The organism is Streptomyces sp. CB02056 (assembly GCF_001905545.1).
Lineage (GTDB): Bacteria > Actinomycetota > Actinomycetes > Streptomycetales > Streptomycetaceae > Kitasatospora.
The window spans coordinates 479,113-497,047 of sequence record NZ_LIPD01000004.1; the positions used below are offsets into that span (position 1 = coordinate 479,113).

At 72.6% G+C, this 17,935-nt stretch carries 17 protein-coding genes; 8 read left to right on the forward strand and 9 right to left on the reverse strand.

The window, feature by feature from the left end; genetic code table 11:
* The first annotated feature begins 23 nt into the window (after window positions 1-23).
* A complete protein-coding gene (locus tag AMK13_RS14120) occupies window positions 24-698 on the forward strand; it encodes a C39 family peptidase (protein WP_074002418.1) in 675 nt (224 codons plus the stop codon).
* 106 nt (window positions 699-804) lie between these two features.
* Here the strand turns inward: AMK13_RS14120 and AMK13_RS14125 are convergent, their stop codons facing one another.
* Entirely contained in the window at window positions 805-1,656 is an 852-nt protein-coding gene (locus tag AMK13_RS14125; protein WP_074002419.1) for an SCO6745 family protein, read from the reverse strand.
* A gap of 316 nt (window positions 1,657-1,972) precedes the next feature.
* Here AMK13_RS14125 and rpe point away from each other — a divergent pair, with 316 nt between their 5' ends.
* From rpe to AMK13_RS14140, 3 genes are all read left to right on the forward strand, one after another.
* Window positions 1,973-2,656 carry a ribulose-phosphate 3-epimerase gene (rpe, locus tag AMK13_RS14130; protein WP_049649291.1) on the forward strand — a complete coding sequence of 228 codons (684 nt, stop codon included), beginning with the start codon at window positions 1,973-1,975 and terminating at the stop codon, window positions 2,654-2,656.
* A gap of 196 nt (window positions 2,657-2,852) precedes the next feature.
* The gene (locus AMK13_RS14135; protein ID WP_074002420.1) at window positions 2,853-3,812 is read left to right on the forward strand and encodes a pirin family protein; all 960 of its coding nucleotides are present in this window, start codon (window positions 2,853-2,855) and stop codon (window positions 3,810-3,812) included.
* 153 nt (window positions 3,813-3,965) lie between these two features.
* A complete protein-coding gene (locus tag AMK13_RS14140; RefSeq protein WP_241852873.1) occupies window positions 3,966-4,601 on the forward strand; it encodes a hypothetical protein in 636 nt (211 codons plus the stop codon).
* Window positions 4,602-4,794: 193 nt separating this feature from the next.
* Here AMK13_RS14140 and AMK13_RS14145 read toward each other — a convergent pair whose 3' ends face one another.
* The gene (locus AMK13_RS14145) at window positions 4,795-5,781 is read right to left on the reverse strand and encodes a glycoside hydrolase family 16 protein (RefSeq protein ID WP_074002421.1); all 987 of its coding nucleotides are present in this window, start codon (window positions 5,779-5,781) and stop codon (window positions 4,795-4,797) included.
* 440 nt (window positions 5,782-6,221) lie between these two features.
* Here AMK13_RS14145 and AMK13_RS14150 point away from each other — a divergent pair, with 440 nt between their 5' ends.
* Complete coding sequence (locus AMK13_RS14150) at window positions 6,222-7,400, forward strand: glycosyltransferase family 2 protein (RefSeq protein ID WP_079272107.1); 1,179 nt, start codon at window positions 6,222-6,224, stop codon at window positions 7,398-7,400.
* A 14-nt stretch (window positions 7,401-7,414) separates the two neighbouring features.
* A complete protein-coding gene (locus AMK13_RS14155) occupies window positions 7,415-7,615 on the forward strand; it encodes a hypothetical protein (RefSeq protein WP_074002423.1) in 201 nt (66 codons plus the stop codon).
* Window positions 7,616-7,719: 104 nt separating this feature from the next.
* Here AMK13_RS14155 and AMK13_RS14160 read toward each other — a convergent pair whose 3' ends face one another.
* From AMK13_RS14160 to abc-f, 3 genes are all read right to left on the reverse strand, one after another.
* Window positions 7,720-8,283: a CGNR zinc finger domain-containing protein gene (locus AMK13_RS14160; RefSeq protein ID WP_074002424.1), complete on the reverse strand. Its 564-nt coding sequence runs from the start codon at window positions 8,281-8,283 to the stop codon at window positions 7,720-7,722.
* On the reverse strand, window positions 8,280-9,986 hold the full coding sequence (locus AMK13_RS14165) for an ABC-F family ATP-binding cassette domain-containing protein (RefSeq protein ID WP_074002630.1): 1,707 nt from the start codon (window positions 9,984-9,986) through the stop codon (window positions 8,280-8,282). The genes AMK13_RS14160 and AMK13_RS14165 overlap by 4 nt, the downstream gene beginning before the upstream one ends.
* An 85-nt stretch (window positions 9,987-10,071) precedes the next feature.
* Window positions 10,072-11,706, reverse strand: a complete 1,635-nt coding sequence (gene abc-f, locus AMK13_RS14170) for a ribosomal protection-like ABC-F family protein (protein ID WP_074002631.1) — start codon at window positions 11,704-11,706, stop codon at window positions 10,072-10,074.
* 656 nt (window positions 11,707-12,362) lie between these two features.
* Here abc-f and AMK13_RS14175 point away from each other — a divergent pair.
* The gene (locus AMK13_RS14175) at window positions 12,363-13,979 is read left to right on the forward strand and encodes a tannase/feruloyl esterase family alpha/beta hydrolase (protein WP_074002425.1); all 1,617 of its coding nucleotides are present in this window, start codon (window positions 12,363-12,365) and stop codon (window positions 13,977-13,979) included.
* A 164-nt stretch (window positions 13,980-14,143) separates the two neighbouring features.
* On the opposite strand, the gene AMK13_RS14180 is transcribed toward AMK13_RS14175, so the two are convergent.
* Window positions 14,144-14,572: a hypothetical protein gene (locus AMK13_RS14180; protein WP_074002426.1), complete on the reverse strand. Its 429-nt coding sequence runs from the start codon at window positions 14,570-14,572 to the stop codon at window positions 14,144-14,146.
* Between the two features lie 142 nt (window positions 14,573-14,714).
* Complete coding sequence (locus AMK13_RS14185) at window positions 14,715-15,071, reverse strand: hypothetical protein (protein ID WP_074002427.1); 357 nt, start codon at window positions 15,069-15,071, stop codon at window positions 14,715-14,717.
* A 228-nt stretch (window positions 15,072-15,299) separates the two neighbouring features.
* On the opposite strand from AMK13_RS14185, the gene AMK13_RS14190 reads away from it, so the two are divergent.
* The gene (locus AMK13_RS14190) at window positions 15,300-15,494 is read left to right on the forward strand and encodes a hypothetical protein (protein ID WP_074002428.1); all 195 of its coding nucleotides are present in this window, start codon (window positions 15,300-15,302) and stop codon (window positions 15,492-15,494) included.
* 117 nt (window positions 15,495-15,611) lie between these two features.
* Here AMK13_RS14190 and AMK13_RS14195 read toward each other — a convergent pair whose 3' ends face one another.
* Both AMK13_RS14195 and AMK13_RS14200 read right to left on the reverse strand, forming a co-directional pair.
* Window positions 15,612-16,553 (reverse strand): ATP-binding cassette domain-containing protein, encoded by a 942-nt coding sequence (locus AMK13_RS14195; protein ID WP_074002429.1) that lies wholly within the window; start codon window positions 16,551-16,553, stop codon window positions 15,612-15,614.
* An 81-nt stretch (window positions 16,554-16,634) separates the two neighbouring features.
* Window positions 16,635-17,888, reverse strand: a complete 1,254-nt coding sequence (locus AMK13_RS14200; protein ID WP_049649278.1) for a cytochrome P450 — start codon at window positions 17,886-17,888, stop codon at window positions 16,635-16,637.
* Window positions 17,889-17,935 lie beyond the last annotated feature (47 nt).

Here is a 17,935-nt window from a genome sequence, read left to right on the forward strand (position 1 = left end):
CCGTGCCGTGAGAGCGTCGGGGGATGGTGGATCGGGGCGACGCGCGGCCGGAGGCGCCGGCGCGGCCGGTACGGGTGGTGCACGAGGTGCCGTACCGCGCGCAGTGGGAGTCGGCGGAGCTGGTGCGGGAGATCGTCGACGGGCGGCTGGACGCGTCCGCCGACCCGCGCTGGGGGCAGTCCGGAGCGGCCACCGCGGAGGAGTACGCGTGGTGGTCCTGGCGGCTGTGCGGGGTGGCCTGCCTGCGGATGGCACTGGCGCACTGGTGGGGCGTGAACCCGGCGGCGATGGCGCTCGCGGAGGAGTGCCTGGCGGCCGGCGCGTACCTGCGGGACGGCGACGGCCTGCGCGGGCTGATCCACGCGCCGTTCGCCGGGTACGTCGAGCGGCGCTGGGGACTGGCCGCGCGGGCCCGGGAGTTGACGCCCGAGGAGGTGTCGGCCGAGGTGGTCGGCGGCCGGCTGGTGATGCTCTCGGTGCACCCGTCGATCCGGGAGCCGTACGGGCCGGAGCCGGTGCGGCGCGGCGGGCACCTGGTGCTGGCGGTGGGCGCCACGGACACGGCGCTGCTGGTCCACAACCCCTCCGGGTTCCCAGGGGAGTCGCAGGCCTTCGCGCGCGTGCCGTGGCGGTCGTTCGGGCGGTTCTACGCCGGGCGGGCGATCGTGCTCGGCCCGCCCGGGGCGCTCTCGTCCTGAGGCCGAGGACGGGCCTTGGCGGCGTCCTCGTCCTGAGGCCGCAGGCGGGCCCTGGCGGCGTCCTCGGCCCGACGTCGCGGACCGGGCGGGCCGGGCGGGCCGGCCGTCACTGGTTGTCCGGGAGCCCCATCGGGTTGATCGGCAGCTCGCTGCGACAGAGCGCCGAGATCGGCTTCAACGCCGCCGCCAGCCGGTCGAGTTCGGCGCGCGGGTAGTCGTCCCAGACCCGGGCGGCGGCCAGGTCGGTGGCGGCCTCCAGGGTCTGGTGGCGGATCCGGCCGAGCTCGGTGACCGTCCCCTCGGCGGTCAGCCAGCCGCGCTCGACCAGGCGCTCGGCGGCCGCCTCCCACTCGGCGTCCGTCCACCCGCGCAGCGGCTGGATCATCTCGCGCCGCATGTCCATCGTGCAGCGGACCACCAGCGCCTCGCAGCCGTCCAGCCCGGCCGCCACTAGGGCGGCCACGTGGCCGTCGCCGCGGTGCTCGCGCATCACGGTGGCGGCCTGCCAGAGCCGCTCGTACAGGCCGCTCGGGCGGGGCAGCGCGGCGTTGGCGGCGGCCAGCACCCGGCCGGCGCAGTCCAGCCGGGTGGCGGCCTGCTCCAGGGTCTCGGCGACCAGCTCCACCTGGTTCTTGTCCACGTGCTCCAGCAGCCGGCCCAGGATCGTCGCCGAGGCCTTCAGTCGAACGGCCAGCGCCTCCTCCGGGCTCGCGTGGTTCCACACCTCCGGCAGGGCCCGCTCGACCATCGCCGGAGCGAAGTTGAAGAACGCGGCGGTGACCGGCGGGGCGTCCACCGCTCCGAGCGGGGCCGCGCGGGTGGCGAAGTAGCCGTGCAGGCTGCCGTGCAGACCGGCCTCCTCGAAGGCGGATCGGCCCTCGGGCAGGAAGTAGGTGACGGCGTGCACCGGCTCGAAGAGCCACCACAACGCGCGGGCGGGGTGGACGAGATCGGTCATCGAGGGACCTTCCTCGGACGGAGCCCCGGGCGGGCCGGGGCGCTCGGCTGGTCGGGACGACGGCCCGGCGGGAGCCGCGGCGGATGCGTGGACCGTTCACGCGGCAGGAGCGTGGACCGTTCACCTGGCAGGTGCGTGGACCGTACAAGGGCTGATGACCACGGGGAAGGCCCCGGTAACCCCCGAGGGGGTGTGATGACGGTCACGCGGGGGCGGCGCCGTGCGGTCGGCGGCGGTACGGCACGGGATGATGGGATGAGGTGCCCGTTCCGGGGGCGCCGAGCCCTCGCAAGCCCTCGTACGAAGGTAGTCGGTCATGGCCCAGATCAACCCCAGCATCCTGTCCGCGGACTTCGCCCGGCTCGCCGACGAGGCCGAGGCCGTCCGGGGTTCCGACTGGCTGCACGTGGACGTCATGGACAACCACTTCGTGCCCAACCTCACCCTCGGTGTCCCGGTGGTCGAGTCGCTCGCCCGCGCCACCGACATCCCGCTCGACCTCCACCTGATGATCGAGGACCCGGACCGCTGGGCCCCGCAGTACGTCGAGGCCGGCGCCGGCTCGGTCACCTTCCACGTCGAGGCCGCCGCCGCGCCCGTCCGCCTCGCCCGCGAGATCCGCGCCAAGGGCGCCCGCGCCTCGATGGCGCTCAAGCCCGGCACCCCGATCGAGCCGTACGAGGACCTGCTGCCCGAGCTCGACATGGTGCTGATCATGACCGTCGAGCCCGGCTTCGGCGGCCAGGCCTTCCTGGACATCATGCTGCCGAAGATCCGCCGCACCCGGGAGCTGATCGCCAAGCACGACCTGGAGCTGTGGCTCCAGGTGGACGGCGGCGTCGCGGCCAGCACGATCGAGCGCTGCTCGGAGGCGGGCGCGGACGTGTTCGTGGCCGGCTCGGCGGTGTACGGGGCCGAGGACCCGGCCGAGGCGGTCCGCAACCTGCGGGGGCTCGCCGAGAAGGCGGCGGCCGACGCCTGGTGGGCCTGCGGGCACTGAGCACCCCGGGGGCGGCGGCCCGGCGGCCTACTGGTGCGCCGGGCCGTCGCCGGTTTCGCCGGATGGCCGGGCAGGGGTGGAGGAACCCCGCACCGTGGCGGATGATCGGTGACGGTGCCCTCCGTGATCGGTGACGGTGTCCTCCGAGGAGCCGAGGACCCCGCCCGGCCCCTCTCCGTACGGTGGTGGAACCGCGATGAGCAACCTCGACCTCAAGCCGGCCCCGACCAGCTGCGGCCGCGAGGCCGGCACCGGCCCGGCGAAGGACCTGCTGACGGCCCGTCAGTTCCCGCTCGGCGCAGGCACGGTGGTCCGCCGCCTGCTGCCCAACCTCGGCCGCCGGATGGTCGGAGCCTGGTGCTTCGTGGACCACTACGGCCCCGACGACATCGCCGACGAGCCCGGCATGCAGGTCCCGCCGCACCCGCACATGGGCCTCCAGACGGTCAGCTGGCTCCACCAGGGCGAGGTGCTGCACCGCGACAGCCTGGGCAGCCTCCAGACCGTCCGGCCGTACGAGCTGGGCCTGATGACCTCCGGCCGGGCGATCTCCCACTCCGAGGAGTCCCCCCGCCCGCACGTCCGCCACCTGCACGGCGCCCAGCTCTGGGTCGCCCTCCCGGAGGCCGGCCGCCACCTCGCCCCCGCCTTCGAGCACCACCCCGACCTGCCCGTGGTCACCGCCCCGGGCCTGCGCGCCACCGTCATCCTCGGCACCCTCGACACCGCCACCTCGCCCGGCACCACCCACACCCCGCTGGTCGGCGCCGACCTCGCCCTCACCGGCGGCGCGGACCTCCGCCTCCCGCTCGTCCCCGACTTCGAGTACGCCGTCCTCGCCATGTCCGGCCGCGTCGACGTCGACGACGTCCCGGTCGAGCCCGGCTCCATGCTCTACCTCGGCTGCGGCCGCCCCGACCTCCCCCTCCGCGCCGCCGCCGACGCCGCCGTCCTCCTCCTCGGCGGCGAGCCCTTCGACGAGAAGATCGTCATGTGGTGGAACTTCATCGGCCGCACCACCGACGACATCGCCCAGGCCCGCACCGACTGGATGACCGGCACCCGCTTCGGCGAGGTCCACGGCTACGCCGGCGCCCGCCTCCCCGCCCCGGAACTCCCCAACGTCCCCCTCAAGGCCCGGGGGCGCGAGCGCTGACCCGGCGGTCAACGCGGTGGGCGAGGGCGCCGTTCGCGGCCGGAACCGACGGGGACGGCGTCGGCTGGGGGTGCGGGCGGCCTGATTTCCGTCGGCCGACTACTACAATGCGGAATGCAAGAACGCGGATATCAGGATCAGGGTGGGGGACGAATGGCGGCAACGGAAGACTCGGCCATGGTCGATCGCGACGCCTACCTCGATGTCCGCTCCCGCAGCGCGTCCGTCTTCGACCTCGACGCCAGACTGCCCGGCCAGGTTTTCCGGGAGGACGCGGGGGATTCGCTGTTCTGCGAGTTCGACGCGGTCCTCACCCGGGAGTTCTGGCCGACGCTCTGCGCGATGGCCCGGTGGCACGGCGACGACCGCATCGACCTGCTGGTTCTCAAGCCCGGTGCCGACGAGTTCTACCTTCCGGAGTGTGGGACGTACCCGGCGGTGTCGCTGTCCGTCGACGCGGGCATGGACGACTACTGGGAGAGGATCGGCTTCACGTCGGACGATGATTTCGCGGAGTCGATCGCGGTTTCCGCCAATGTCATCGCGGTGACCGGCCCTTCCGGACGGTGGGGGTGCTGGGGCGAGAGAGATCCCGAGGTCGCGGTTTTCCGGGGTTTTCCGGATGAGGCCACGCGGAACGAATGGCGCGAGCGGTTCGGACCCTTCCTCGAGGTGTCGGGCGCACTGGAGTCGTATGTCTCGATGGCCTTTTGGCTCCATGGCATCCCGGACGCCTTCGCGGCGGCCCTGACCGCCAACTACGGAGGTCTGAACGGCGGAATGCCGTAATACGAGGGGGATTCACCGGCGTCGTTGACGCTTCCGTGGCGTTCCGGGTCAAGGCTCCTGCCGACCCGCGGGGCACATGTAGGGGACGAGGCCGCCCATGCGGGCGGCCTCGTCCCCTGCTGTCCTTCGTCAGGTCGGCCGCGTGGCGTGCCCGGCCTTTGTCTCTTCTTGGCCGGGGATTTCGGACAGGGGATCAGTTCTTGGGGAGGGTGTTCACGAACGTGGTGTTGGCGGCGTAGAAGCCGCCGACGGCCTTCTCGACCTCGGGGAGGGGGACCTTCTTGTCGGCCTGGTAGTAGAGCCAGTTGACGTTCATGTCCCAGGTCCGGGTGCCGGACGGCGTCGTGGGGAGGTCGATCAACCAGGAGCTGAACCGGATGCTCAGGGGCTCGCGCGGGTAGGACTTGCTGCCGCTGCTGTAGAGGGTCTTGCCGTCGACGGAGTAGGTGACCTTCCCGGCGTCGGCGGTGAGCATCAGGGTGTGCCAGCCGGCGACGCTCTTGTTCGTGGCGAGGGTGTCCCGGTCGTTCTGGGCGGCGCTGCGCCAGCTCGTGGTGTCGAGCCGGGGGCCGGGGGCGCCCCAGCCGCCGTTGGGCATGTACTCGAAGTCCAACTCGCTGTACTTCTTCGAGTTGTGGTCGGGCGAGATCGCATAGACGGTCTGGATGATGTGGTCGCCGTCGCGGCCGTCGGTGGGCTTGTCGCTGAAGAAGACCCGGGCGGCGATGGTGCCGTTGAGGGACTCGCCCGCGGTGCGTCCGACCTCGACCTGCTTGGTGCCCTTGGGGGTGCCGTCGGTGGTGACGCGCAGCCGCATGGCCTGGCCGCTCTGGGCGTCGGCCACGGTGGGGAAGGAGAGGCCTTCCTTGGACCAGGTGTCGCGGACGCCGGGGCCGCCGCCGTCGGTGCGGACGGTCCAGCCGTGTGAGGCCAGGGCCGGGTCCTCGGCACCGGTGTAGTGGAAGGCGTCGAACAGGACGCCGGGCGGGCCGGGCGGGGCGGTGGGCGTGGGGACGGGAGTCGCGGCAGGGGCCTGCTGCTTCTCCGCTCCGTGGGCGGCCGCCGGTCCGGACGGCTTGCCGTCGGACGCGCAGGCGCCCGCGCCGACGGCGAGCATGACCAGGGGGAGGGCGGTCCCGAGTGCGGCCCGCGTGCGGGTGTGCGGGGTGGGGCGGGTCACGACTGCTCCTCCGAGGGGGATGCACAGGGGGATGCGGAAGGCGTCAGTACGTACACGCTTCGCATCGGATCGATCAATTCGGGCTCATCTTATCCATGCCTTTGACTCCTCTTTTAAGGTGCTTGAACGAGGTTGGATCGGCATTAACGCCTCCCAGAGGCAGGTGGGGGAAGGAATGGATATGTGGTGTCGGCCACGTTCGCGGACGTTAACGCCGGGGGTGATCTGTCCGATTTGGCGTCCTTTAGCTGAGCGTCTGAGCAGTCGGTATCACGGTGGGGGAGCGTGTGGTCGCGCTGCGTTTCCCCTGCTGGGGTGTGTCGCGCCGGGCCGTTGAACCATCTACATTTTGGGGCGATATCCTCTCCCGGACCATCACAGGATGCACACAGAGTGAACGGCGTTGACTACCGCGCCGTCAAAACGGGGGAGTTCGTACCGTGTCAGGTACCGCCGCGCCCAGCGCGCCCATCGAGGAGGCCCGGTCCTCGCGCAGCCGGCACCGTCGGGGTCGGGTGGCCCCCGCGGCCGGCACCGCCCTCTACGACACGGTGATCCTCGTTCCCGCCCGGAACGAGGAGGTCGGCGTCCTCACGTCGCTGGACTCCCTGGCGAAGCAGAGCCGGCGCCCCGACCTCATCATCGTGGTCGTCAACAACTCCACCGACCGCACACGGGAGTTCGCTCAGCGGTTCGCGGACGACGAGCGCACCCCGCCGACCGTGGTGCTCAACCTGGACAACAACCCGCACAAGAAGGCCGGCGCCCTCAATCACGGACTGGAGTGGCTGCGGGAGGCGGTCGGCGGACGCCTCACCGGCGCGGTGCGCCACGTCCTGGTGATGGACGCCGACACCGAACTGCACCACCGGTTCATCGAGCGGGCCCGCAACGTCATCTCCTCCGACCCCGAGCTCGGCGGCGTCAGCGCCTCCTGCCTCGGCCGTACCGGCCTGTGGCGCAACCCCTGGCAGCGCTACCTGCTCGGCATGCAGATCATCGAGTACGGCCGGGCGGCCAGCGCCCGCTACCGCGCCGACGTGCACACCATGTCCGGGGCCGGCAGCTTCTACCGGGCCGAGGCGCTGCAGACCCTCATCGACTGGCGCGGCGAGGTCTTCTGGGAGGACCACCGCAACCTCGTCGAGGACTACGAGACCACGCTGGCGCTCAAGGAGTCCGGCTGGAAGGTCACCGCCAACGAGCTGTGCATCGCCTACACCGACCTGATGCCCACCCTGCGCGAGCTGATCCAGCAGCGCGAACGCTGGTCCCGGGGCACCGTCGACACCCTGCGCGCCCGCGGCTGGACGAAGTTCACCTGGCACTCGATCAGCACCCTGATCATGGGGCTCATCGCCTCCGCCTACATCCTCGGCTGGGGCACCAAGCAGGTGGCCGCGATGGCGCGGTTCGGCGTCAGCCACGCGCCGCTGTTCTGGGCGATGATCGGCTTCTGGGTCCTCTACCCGGCGCTCCGGGTCCGCAAGCTCGGCCCCAAGGCCATGATCGTCGAGGCCCTGCTGATCCCGGAACTCGTCTTCACGGTGGTCCGCACCTACTGGCTCGTCTCCTCCGTCATCAAGTCGTACATGACACGCGTCTCCGCGTGGAAGTAGCCCGAAAGAACACCATGAACGTCTTCAAAGGCCTGGGCGTCTGCATCCTCCTGGCGGCCGTCACCGTCGCCATGACCCAGGTGCCCAACGCCGACCTCGTCCTGCTGGTCGTCAGCGTCACCATCATCAGCATCTCCATCGTCACCTTCGGGGCGTCCGTCCGCCGCAGCCGCCGGGACCGCCGCCTCGCCGGCGGCGGCCGCCGCCGGGCCTGAGGGGACCTGACTGGTCGGACAGCCCCGCCGAGCGCGTTCGACGCCGAACGGCCACGGGCCCGCGCTGCGGGGCCGTGGCCGTGGCCGGAGGGGTATCGGCGGGGTTATCGGGCGGTCGTGGCGGACGGGGTCTTCTTCCGGGCGCGGTAGGCGGCGGCCTTGATCTTGTTGCCGCAGGAGTCCATGCCGCACCACTGGCGGCGCATGCCCCGGGAGCGGTCGATGTAGACCCGGGTGCACTCCGGGTTGCCGCACTCCTTCAGCAGGGGGACGTCCGGGCCGCTGAGGAGTTCGACCGCCTGGCGCGCGACGGTTGCCAGCGCCTGTTCGGGGGTCGCCTCGTTGTGCCGTCCGGTCAGGGTGAGCTGCGGTGTCACGGGCGGTTTGCGCGCGGCGCCGTTGAGCACGGCGAGTGCCTCGCGATCGAAGGCCTCGCCGAGCCGGCGGTCGGTGATCAGCCGGTAGACGGCCTCGCGGACGGTCGTCGCCTCGCGGACGTCCTGCTCGTCACCGGGCGTGATCGTGTCCACCAGGCCGCAGTCCAGGTACCAGGCGTTCAGGCGCTCCGGCGTCACGAACATCTCGAACCGGACCGTGCGCCGTGCACGGAGCGTAGCGGCGAAGTCCAGGGCGGGGTGCCCGCAGACGAAGACATGGTCAAGGTTCACATCACCATGCTGGCAGGTGACTGTGCCGGGGGGCAATGACGGGTGGCGCCCGCCGGATCGAGCCGCAGCTCGCGGCCCTGCCAGCGTCGGCGCAGCCAGCGGTCGTGGCTCGCGAGGACGATCGCGCCGGGACCGGTGCCGAAGGCCTCCTCCAGTTCGTCGCAGAGGCGCGGGGAGAGGTGGTTGGTGGGTTCGTCGAGCAGCAGCAGCCGGGGCGGTTCGGCCACCAGGAGCGCCAGTGCGAGCCGGCGGCGCTGCCCGACGGACAGCCGGCCGACGGGCTTGTCCAGGTCCGCCGCGTGCAGCAGGCCGAGCGATCCCAGCGGCACCCGCTCGGCGCGCGCCGCGCCCAGCGCCTGCTCGTAGGTGTCGCGGACGGTGCGGTCGGGCCGGTCGAACTCGGTGTCCTGGGTGAGCAGTCCGACCGTCAGTCCGGGGTGCCGGTGCACCGTGCCCTCGGCCGTGAGGTGGCCGGCGAGTACGGCGAGCAGTGTGGACTTGCCCGTCCCGTTGCCGCCCGTGACCAGCAGCCGGTCGTCCGGGGCGACGTCCAGGCTTTCGAGCGCGAGCCGGCCGGGCACCCGGAGGTCCCGGAGCGACACCAGGGGCCGGAGGCCCTCGCCGGTGTCGGACGGCGTGTGGGCGTCCGCCGCCAGGGATTCGACGGCGAACCGCAGCGGGCGCGGCGGTTCGGGGACCTGCGCGCGCTCCAGCTCCTCCAGTCGGCGGGCGGCGTTGCGCACCCGTCGGGAGACCTGGTTCTGCACCCGGCCGGCCCGGTGGCCGTAGCCCATCTTCTCGTTGTCGCGCGGCCCCCGGTCCGGTGCGACCAGGTGCGCGGTCACGCCGGCCGCGTGGCGCAGCTGCGCCAACTCCTGCTGCTCCTCGGCGAATCGCCGCTCCCAGCGGTCCCGCTCGGCGCGCCGCTCGCCCAGGTAGGCGCTGTAGTTGCCGCCGTAGCGGACCGGTCCGTCCACCGTCGGGTCGAGGTCGACCAGGTGGGTGCAGACGGCGTCGAGGAACGCCCGGTCGTGGGCGGCGACGACCACGGTGCCGGGCAGTGCGCGGACCTGCTCCTCCAGGAAGGCGGCGGCGCCGTCGTCGAGGTGGTTGGTCGGCTCGTCCAGCAGCAGCGCGGACGGCCGTCGGACCAGCAGCGCCGCGAGGGCCAGCCGGCCGCGCTGTCCGCCGGACAGCGAGCCGAGCGTGCGGTCGTGCCCGAGCGGGCCGAGGGCCGGTGCGCCGAGGCCCAGCCCGTCGAGGACCAGGGCGGCACGGCGGTCGGCGTCCCAGGACTCCCGGTGCCGGGCCTGTTCCAGCCGCCTGCCGTAGGCGTCCAGGAGTTCCGGGTGCCCGGGGTCGGACTCCGGGAGCCGGGCGATCTCCGCGCCGAGCCGGTCCAGTTCCACCAGGTCCTCGCGGGCCTCGCGCAGCGCGTCGTCCAGGACGGCGGCGACGGTCGCGGCGGGGTCGAAGGGCATCTCCTGGTGCAGGAAGCCGAGGTCATCGGGGCGGGAGACGCTTCCCGCGTCGGGTTCGTCCACGCCGGCGAGCACCCGCAGCAGGGTGGACTTGCCGGCGCCGTTCTCCCCGATCAGGCCGATCCGGTGGCCGGGGGCGGCGGTCAGGCCGACGCCGTCGAGGACGCGACGACCGCCGAGGACGCGGACGAGGTCATGGGCGAGCAGGGCGTTCTGGGACAGGGGGAACACGGGGAACCTTCCGACGTGAGGGGGTGGGCCCGCCCGGGCACCGGGCCTCGGGCGGGCCGCGTCACACGGCGGCGGTTCACACCGCGGGCGCCCCCGTCTCCCGCAGCGTGCCGTCGGCCAGCCGGAGCCAGCGGTTCACCCCGATCTCGGCGAGGAAGCGCTCGTCGTGACTGACCACCAGGAAGGCGCCCTGGTACGAGTTCAGGGCGCTCTCCAACTGCCCGGCGCTGACCAGGTCGAGGTTGTTGGTCGGCTCGTCGAGCAGCAGCAGCTGCGGGGCCGGCTCCGCGCACAGCACGCAGGCCAGGGTGGCGCGCAGCCGCTCGCCGCCGGAGAGCACCCCGACCGGCAGATGGGCGCGGGCGCCGCGGAACAGGAAGCGGGCGAGCAGGTTCATCCGCTCCGTCTCGGGCCGCTCGGGGGCGAACGCGGCGAAGTTCTCCGCCACGGTGCGGTCGAGGTCCAGCAGGTCCAGGCGCTGCGAGAGGTAGGCGATCCGCCCGTCGTTGCGCTTGATCTCCCCGCTGTCCGGGGTGAGTTCGCCGGTGACCAGGCGCAGCAGGGTGCTCTTGCCCGCGCCGTTGGGCCCGGTCAGCGCGATGCGTTCGGGGCCGCGGACGCTCAGGTCGACGCCGCCGTCGGCGAACACCGGGCGGCCGGCGTGGTGGACCTGCAGGCCCTCGCCGAGGAAGAGGTTGCGCCCGGCGGGCACCTGGGTGTCGGGCAGCTCCAGCGAGAGCCGCTGCTCCTCGCGCAGGGCGCGCCCGGCCTCGTCCAGCCGGGCCTTGGCCTCGCCGACCCGGGCCGCGTGCATCTGGCCGGCCCGGCCCGCGGACTCCTGGGCGCCGCGCTTCATGTTCCCGGCGAAGATGCGGGGCAGGCCGGCGCTCTTGAGGTTGCGGGCGGCGTTGCTCTGACGGCGCTCGGCGCGTTCGCGGGCCTGCTGCATCTCCCGCTTCTCCCGCTTCAGCTCCTGCTCGGCGTTGCGGACGTTCTTCTCGGCGACCTCCTGCTCGGCCCGGACGGCCTCCTCGTACGCGGTGAAGTCGCCCCCGTAGAAGCGCAGTTCGCCGTTGCCGAGCTCGGCGATGTGCTGCATCCGGTCGAGCAGCGCGCGGTCGTGGCTGACCAGCAGCAGGCAGCCGTTGAACTCCCCCAGCACGTCGTAGAGCTTGTGCCGGGCCTCCGCGTCGAGGTTGTTGGTCGGCTCGTCGAGCAGCAGCACGTCGGGGCGCTTGAGCAGCTGGGCGGCGAGGCCGAGGGAGATGATCTGGCCGCCGCTGAGCGTGCTCAGGCCGCGGTCCAGGGTGAGGTCGGTCAGGCCGAGGCGGTCGAGCTGGGCGCGGGTGCGCTCCTCGATGTCCCAGTCGTCGCCGATGGTGGTGAAGTGCCGCTCGTCGACGTCCCCGGACTCCACGGCGTCGATGGCCCGGATGACCGCGGCGACGTCGAGCACCTCGGCGACGGTGAGGTCGGAGGTCAGGGGCAGGCTCTGGCGGAGGTAGCCGAGCCGCCCGGTGACCGACACCGAGCCGGTCGCGGGCTTGAGATCGCCGGCGATCAGCTTGAGCAGGGTGCTCTTGCCGGCGCCGTTGGGGGCGACCAGGCCCGTCCGGCCCGCGGGCACGGTGAAGGACAGGTCCTGGAAGACCGGGGTGTCGTCGGGCCAGGCGAAGGAGAGGTTCGAGCAGACGACGGCGGCGTTGGACACGTTGGACATGGGGATGACCTCGAAAGGATGAGGGCAGGAAGGTAGACCTCTGCCCTGGGCAGACATGCGGAGAAGGGGTACGACGAAACGGACCACCTCGGCGGCGCTCCTGAAGCACCGGCCGGTGGCCGTCAGATCCGGATCTCACCCGGAGATGTCGTCGTCACCCGCCACGTCTGCCACTCCTCGATCACACGACTACAGGTCGCTGCGACTGTAGCAGGCACCGCCGACAGCCGGCAGCGGATATGTGCGCGCCCAGCGGGCGGCGGCCGGCAACTGCCCTCTGCCACGGCTCCTTTCGCTCCGGCTCCCGCGCCGGCCGGTGCCGCCGGGCTCCCCTCGCCGTCTCGTTGACAGGCCGGGCGCGACCGTGCCAGCATCGTCACCGGCTGAACCGGTGACGGACATGAGAACAGCCCGACCCGGCGCACACGGGAGAGCCGCCCCTGCGCACCGACTGCTTGAGCCAAATCTCGGCTGATCACCGCCACTTGCGGCGACTGCCCGAGGGGCATCGGCCCGCAGTCGTCAGCGATCGAACCGTCACCATCTCGACCGGACACATCTTGTACGTCGACCAGCCCTGCCCGTACGCCCCGCACGCGCTCCTTGGCGGCCGGGCGCATGCCCACCTTTTTCCTGGACGGATACCCATGAAGAGATTCCTGATCGTGCTCGCGACCGGCGCGGCGCTGGCCGTGGTGCACCTGCCGGCGGCAGTGGCGGAGACCCCGTACGGCTCCCTGCCCGCGCCGTCCGGCTGTTCGGCGCCGGCCGTGTCGGCCCCCGCCGGTACGGCGGTGGAGTCCGTGACGGCGGCCCACCGGGAGGGCGGGACCATCGACGGAACCGGGGTGGTGGGCGGCACGGTCACCGGTGTCCCCGCCTTCTGCGAGGTGACCGTCGCCCTGACCCACCCGGGCGACAACGACCATGCGAGGGTGCGGACCTGGCTGCCCGTCAGCGGCTGGAACGGCCGCTTCCAGGCGCTCGGCGGAAGCGCCTTCGCCGCCGGGGACAACGGCGTCGGGATGGGCACCGCGGTCAAGAACGGCTACGCCGCGACCACCACCGACGGCGGGCTCGCCGATGCCGTGGACGCCGGCTGGGCGCTGAACGCGAAGGGCGAGGTCGACACCGCGCTGCTGAACAACCTCGCGTCCCGCTCCCAGCACGAGGCGGCGATCGTCGGCAAGCAGGTGGTCGCCACGCACTTCGGCAGTCCGGCCTCCTACTCCTACTTCAACGGGTGCTCCACCGGCGGGCGCCAGGGCTACCTGGAGGCGCAGCGCTACCCCGACGACTTCGACGGCATCCTCGCCAACGCGCCCGCCGTCAGCTGGGACGAGTTCGAAGTCGCCACCCTGTGGCCGCAGGTGGTCATGAACAACGAGAGGACCTACCCGTCCGCCTGCGCGTTCAAGGCCTTCACGGACGCCGCCGTCGCTGCCTGCGACCCGCTCGACGGAGCCGAGGACAAGCTGGTCAACGACGCGTCGCGGTGCGACTTCGACCCGCGCCGGCTGATCGGCACCACGGTGGTCTGTGACGGGAAGGAGCTGACCATCACGGCCGCCGACGCCGCCGTCGTCCGCAAGATCTGGGACGGTCCGCGCACCGCCTCGGGCCGCAGGCTCTGGTCCGGCGTCCCGGTCGGTGCCGACCTGGCGGGGCTGGCCGGCACCACCGCGCCCGACGCGGACGGCCAGGTGCGGGGCGCGCCGTTCCCGGTGCCCCGGCTCTGGGTCACGAACTGGCTGGAGAAGCAGCCCGCGTTCGACGTCTCGACGATCACCTACGACCGGTTCACCCGGCTGTTCGAGCAGTCGCGGACCGAGTACGGCCGGATCATCGGCACCGACGACCCCGACCTGTCCGCCTTCCGCGACGCCGGCGGCAAACTCCTGACCTGGCACGGCCAGGCCGACCAGTTCATCCCCGCCCAGGGCACCGTCGACTACCGCCGGCAGGTCGAGCGGACGATGGGCGGCGGCAAGCGGGTCGACGACTTCTACCGGCTCTTCCTCGCCCCGGGCACGGCCCACTGCGGCCTCAACAAGGGCGGCGGCACGACCGACGACCTCGCCGCCCTGACGGCCTGGGTCGAGCAGGGCAAGGCGCCGCGGACACTGCCCGCCACGCTGCTCGACGCCACCGGGCGGAGCGTCGACCGCGACCTGTGCCGCTACCCCGAGGTGTCCCGCTACCGGGGCCACGGCGACCCGGCCGCCGCCTCCAGCTTCCGCTGCGTCCTCCCCTCCCGGCACTGATCCCTGCCCGGCGCCGGTCCCCTCCGGTGCCGCCCCGGCCCGGCCCGCGCCCGACGGCGCGGGCCGGGCCTTCGCACGTCGTGCGGGGGTGGGCGGGGGACGGCGAAGGGGCCGACAGCGGGTGCTGTCGGCCCCTTCGGGGGTGGATCGGTCCGTGCGGTGGATCACCGGACCCGCAGCGGCCCCGCGAAGGACTTGCGCAGGGCCGGCGGAGCGGCGACGGGGAGCAGCGCGGCGAGCATCCTGCCCTTGAGGGTGCTCGGCTGCCGCGTCAGCTGGACGTCGACCCGGGTGCCCTCGCCCTCCGGGGTCATCCGGAAGACCCAACCGCCGCCCGGGCCGAAGAGCTTGGAGTCGAGGGTGGTGACGGTGACGGTGCGGCCGCCGGGCTCCCACTCGTAGCGGGTGCGCTCCCAGGCGGCGGCGGTTCCCTCGGTGACCTCGGCCCAGGTGTCGCCGAGCGCGTGGACCTCGAAGTGTTCGGTGTCGATCGTCGGCCAGGCCTCGGCGCGGGAGGGGCCGAAGTCGGTCAGCACCGCCAGGACGTCCTCCGTGCCGAGCGTGGAGACGAGATGGAAGCGTACGACTGCCATGGTGGGTGTCCTCATCGGTAAGTAACTGCTCCAGCCGGTGACGACAGGTTTCCACGCGCCTGCGTCACCTGTCAAAGGGGTGACGACATCAGGACATGCGTGGGCGCGGCGCCCGAGGAGGCGGGCGCCGCGCCGGGAGGTGTTACGCCTGGAGGACCCGGTAGCTCAGGGCGGTCCGCGGGAGGTTGGCCTGGGCCAGCGTTCCGCTGAGCCACCCGGGGCCGTTGCAGTCGGCCTCGGCGTACAGCGCCAGCGTGGTGCCCCCGTTGGCGATCTGCACCGAGCGGGCGCCGGGCCACAGGGTGTGGCAGGTGCCGAGGTCGGTGAGGTCGACGGTGGTGGCGAACCCCTGCCCGTAGGTGGAGGAGTAGAGGCGCGCGCCCGGCTGCAGGGGTGGCCAGCCCGCGGCGTCGGCCGTCCCGGCGCCGAGCCCGACCAGGGTCGCGGCCAGGGCTGCGGCGACGGCTGGGCCGCGGAGTTTCGTCTCGGGTGTGAACATGCGATCCGCCTTCTCGGGTGGGAGGGAACTGCCGGATCGGCCGGTGGCTCGTCGGGCGGTTCCGGCTCGAGGGAAGATCATTGCATCTTCAACAAAGCGCCGCGAGGGCAGAATCGGCCAAGCGCGCGCAGGCGGGAGCGATAGGCGCGTTCTCGTCACCGCCTTGACAGGTGACTGTGCGGAATGCACCCTGAAAGCCGCCCGCGATCGCCGACGAGGAGAGTGGCCATGGCCGAGCGGCCCGCAGTCGATCCCGCCGCCGAAGCGCGGCACGCACGCTACGGAACCCTTCCCGAGCGCATCCGCTTCGAGGACATGACCGAGGAGGCGGCAACCGGCCCGGGCAGCGCGGCGAACACCGCCCACGACCCCGAGCGCTCCTGGACCTTCTACAACTGCCTGGCCGTCGACCTGGCCCCGTAGCTCCGCAGCCCCGACATCCCGCAGGCGGACGTGTGAACCGACCACACCCACCGTGGCGGTGATCAGCGAGATCCACCGGGGGGTGCCCGAGGCGGAGTAGTGCCCGAGTCGGGGTGGTCAGGGGGTGGGGTGGCCGGTGAGGTGGGCGAAGACGTCGTCGAGGGTGGGGCGGCGCATGGTGAAGTCGGCGACGGGGATGTCGGCGCGGCGCAGGACGGCGGCGACGGTGGCGATGTCGTTGAGGCCGTCGTCGAGGGGGATGGAGAGCCGGCCCTTCTGGGTGTCGACGGTGGGTTCGGCGGTGAGGGCGGGGCGGAGGGCGGCGAGGGCCGGGGCGACGTCGGCGGGGGAGGCGACGGTCAGCTCCAGCCATTCGCTGCCGACCTTGCGCTTCAGTTCGTCGGGGGTGCCGTCGGCGATGACGCGGCCGGAGTCGACGACCACGATCTGGTCGGCCAGGTAGTCGGCCTCCTCCAGGTACTGGGTGGTGAGGAGCACCGTGGTGCCGCCGTCGACGAGTTCGCGGACCTGGCCCCAGAGTTCCATCCGGCTCACCGGGTCGAGGCCGGTGGTGGGTTCGTCGAGGAAGAGCACCGGGGGTGCGGTGATCAGGCAGCTGGCGAGGTCGAGGCGGCGGCGCATGCCGCCGGAGTAGGCGCGGGCGGGGCGGTGGGCGGCGTCCGCGAGGCGGAAGCGCTCCAGGAGTTCGTCGGCCCGGCGGCGGGCCTCGCGGCGGCCGAGGTGGAGCAGGGTGCCGAGCAGGACGAGGTTCTCGCGGCCGGTCAGGACCTCGTCCACGGCGGTGTACTGGCCGGCCAGTCCGATCCGGCGCCGGACCTCGTGCGGTTGGCGGACGACGTCGTAGCCGGCCACTTCGGCGTGGCCGCCGTCCGGGGTGGTGAGGGTGGTGAGGATCTGCACGGTGGTCGTCTTGCCGGCGCCGTTCGGTCCGAGCAGGCCGAGGACGGTGCCGGTCCGGACGCCGAGGTGGATGTCGGCGATCGCCACGACGTCCCGGTGGCGCTTGTGCAGGCCCTCGGCGCGGATGGCCATGTCCATGTGGGGCTCCCGGTCGGTGGCGAGGAGGGGCGAGGCAAGAGGGGCAAGGGAGGAGGGGCGGGGGAGCAAGGGGAGGGAGGGTCAGGCGGTGAGGCGGACGGGGAGGCTGCTGTAGCCGTGGACGAAGTTGGAGTAGAGCCGGACCGGTTCGCCGAGCAGCTCGATCCCGCCGACGGTGCCGCGCAGGGCGGCGAGCATCGCCTCGACGTGGGTCCGGCCGAGGAAGGCGCCCAGGCAGAAGTGCGGGCCGTAGCCGAAGGCGACGTGCTTGTTCGGGGTGCGGGCCAGGTCGAAGCGGTTCGGCTGGTCGAAGACCTCCTCGTCGAAGTTGGCCGAGCTGTTCCAGAGCGTCACGACGTCGCCGGCCCGGATCGTCCGGTCGCCGAGTTCGACGTCGGTCAGGGCGCGCCGGCCGAAGTGCATGGCCGGGGTGGTCCAGCGCATGACCTCCTCCACGGCCGGCTCCAGCCCGACCGAGCCGTCCTTCAGCGCCCGCCACTGCTCGGGGTGCCGGGAGAGGGCGATGAGCGCGCCGATGGAGGACATCCGGCTGGACTCGTCGCCGCCGAGGATCAGGCTGTAGCAGTTGAAGACGACCTCCTCCTGGCTCAGCGGCTCGCCGTCGACGGTGCCGGTCGCCAGGGCGCTGATCACGTCGTCGCCGGGGTGCTTGCGCCGCTTGGCGGCGAGGTCGGAGAAGTAGAGCAGGATCTCGTTGCGGGCCAGCCACTCCTCGGTCGCGGTGTGCTCGGCGCTGGTGCGGGAGAGGGTCTGGGTGTTCCAGTGGACGAGGCGCTCGCGGTCCTCGACCGGGACGCCCATCAGGTCGCCGATGGTGTTGATCGGGATGTGGTCGGCGAGGTCGGTGACGAAGTCGAAGGAGCCGCGGGCCAGGCCCTCCTGGAGCAGCGCGGCGGTCCGCTCGTGCACGCCGGCCACCACCGGGGCCAGCACCCGGGGCGAGAAGGACCGGAGCATCAGGTTGCGGATCTCCCGGTGCCGCGGCCCGTCGGTGACGGCGAGCATCCGGCGGGAGGCGGAGTCCTCGCCCTGCAGCAGGGTGGCGAGCACGTTGCCGCGTTCGGAGGTGAACCGCTTGTTGTCGCGGTAGACGGCGAGCACGTCGGCGTGGCGGGAGACCGCCCAGAACGGCGGGCCCTGGTCGGTCGCCGGGTGCAGGTGGACGGGCTGTTCGGCGCGGAACCGGGCCCACATCGCGCGGACGTCGAGGTCGAGGTAGGTGTGCGGGTCGGTGAGGTCGATCGTGGCGAGGTCGACGGTGGCCAGGTCGACGGGCGGGGAGGCTCCGTCGACCGTCGGGGGCTGGAGGGGCATGGTCGGCCGTTTCTGTGACGGGGGCGGGTCAGGAGGACGGCGCCGGG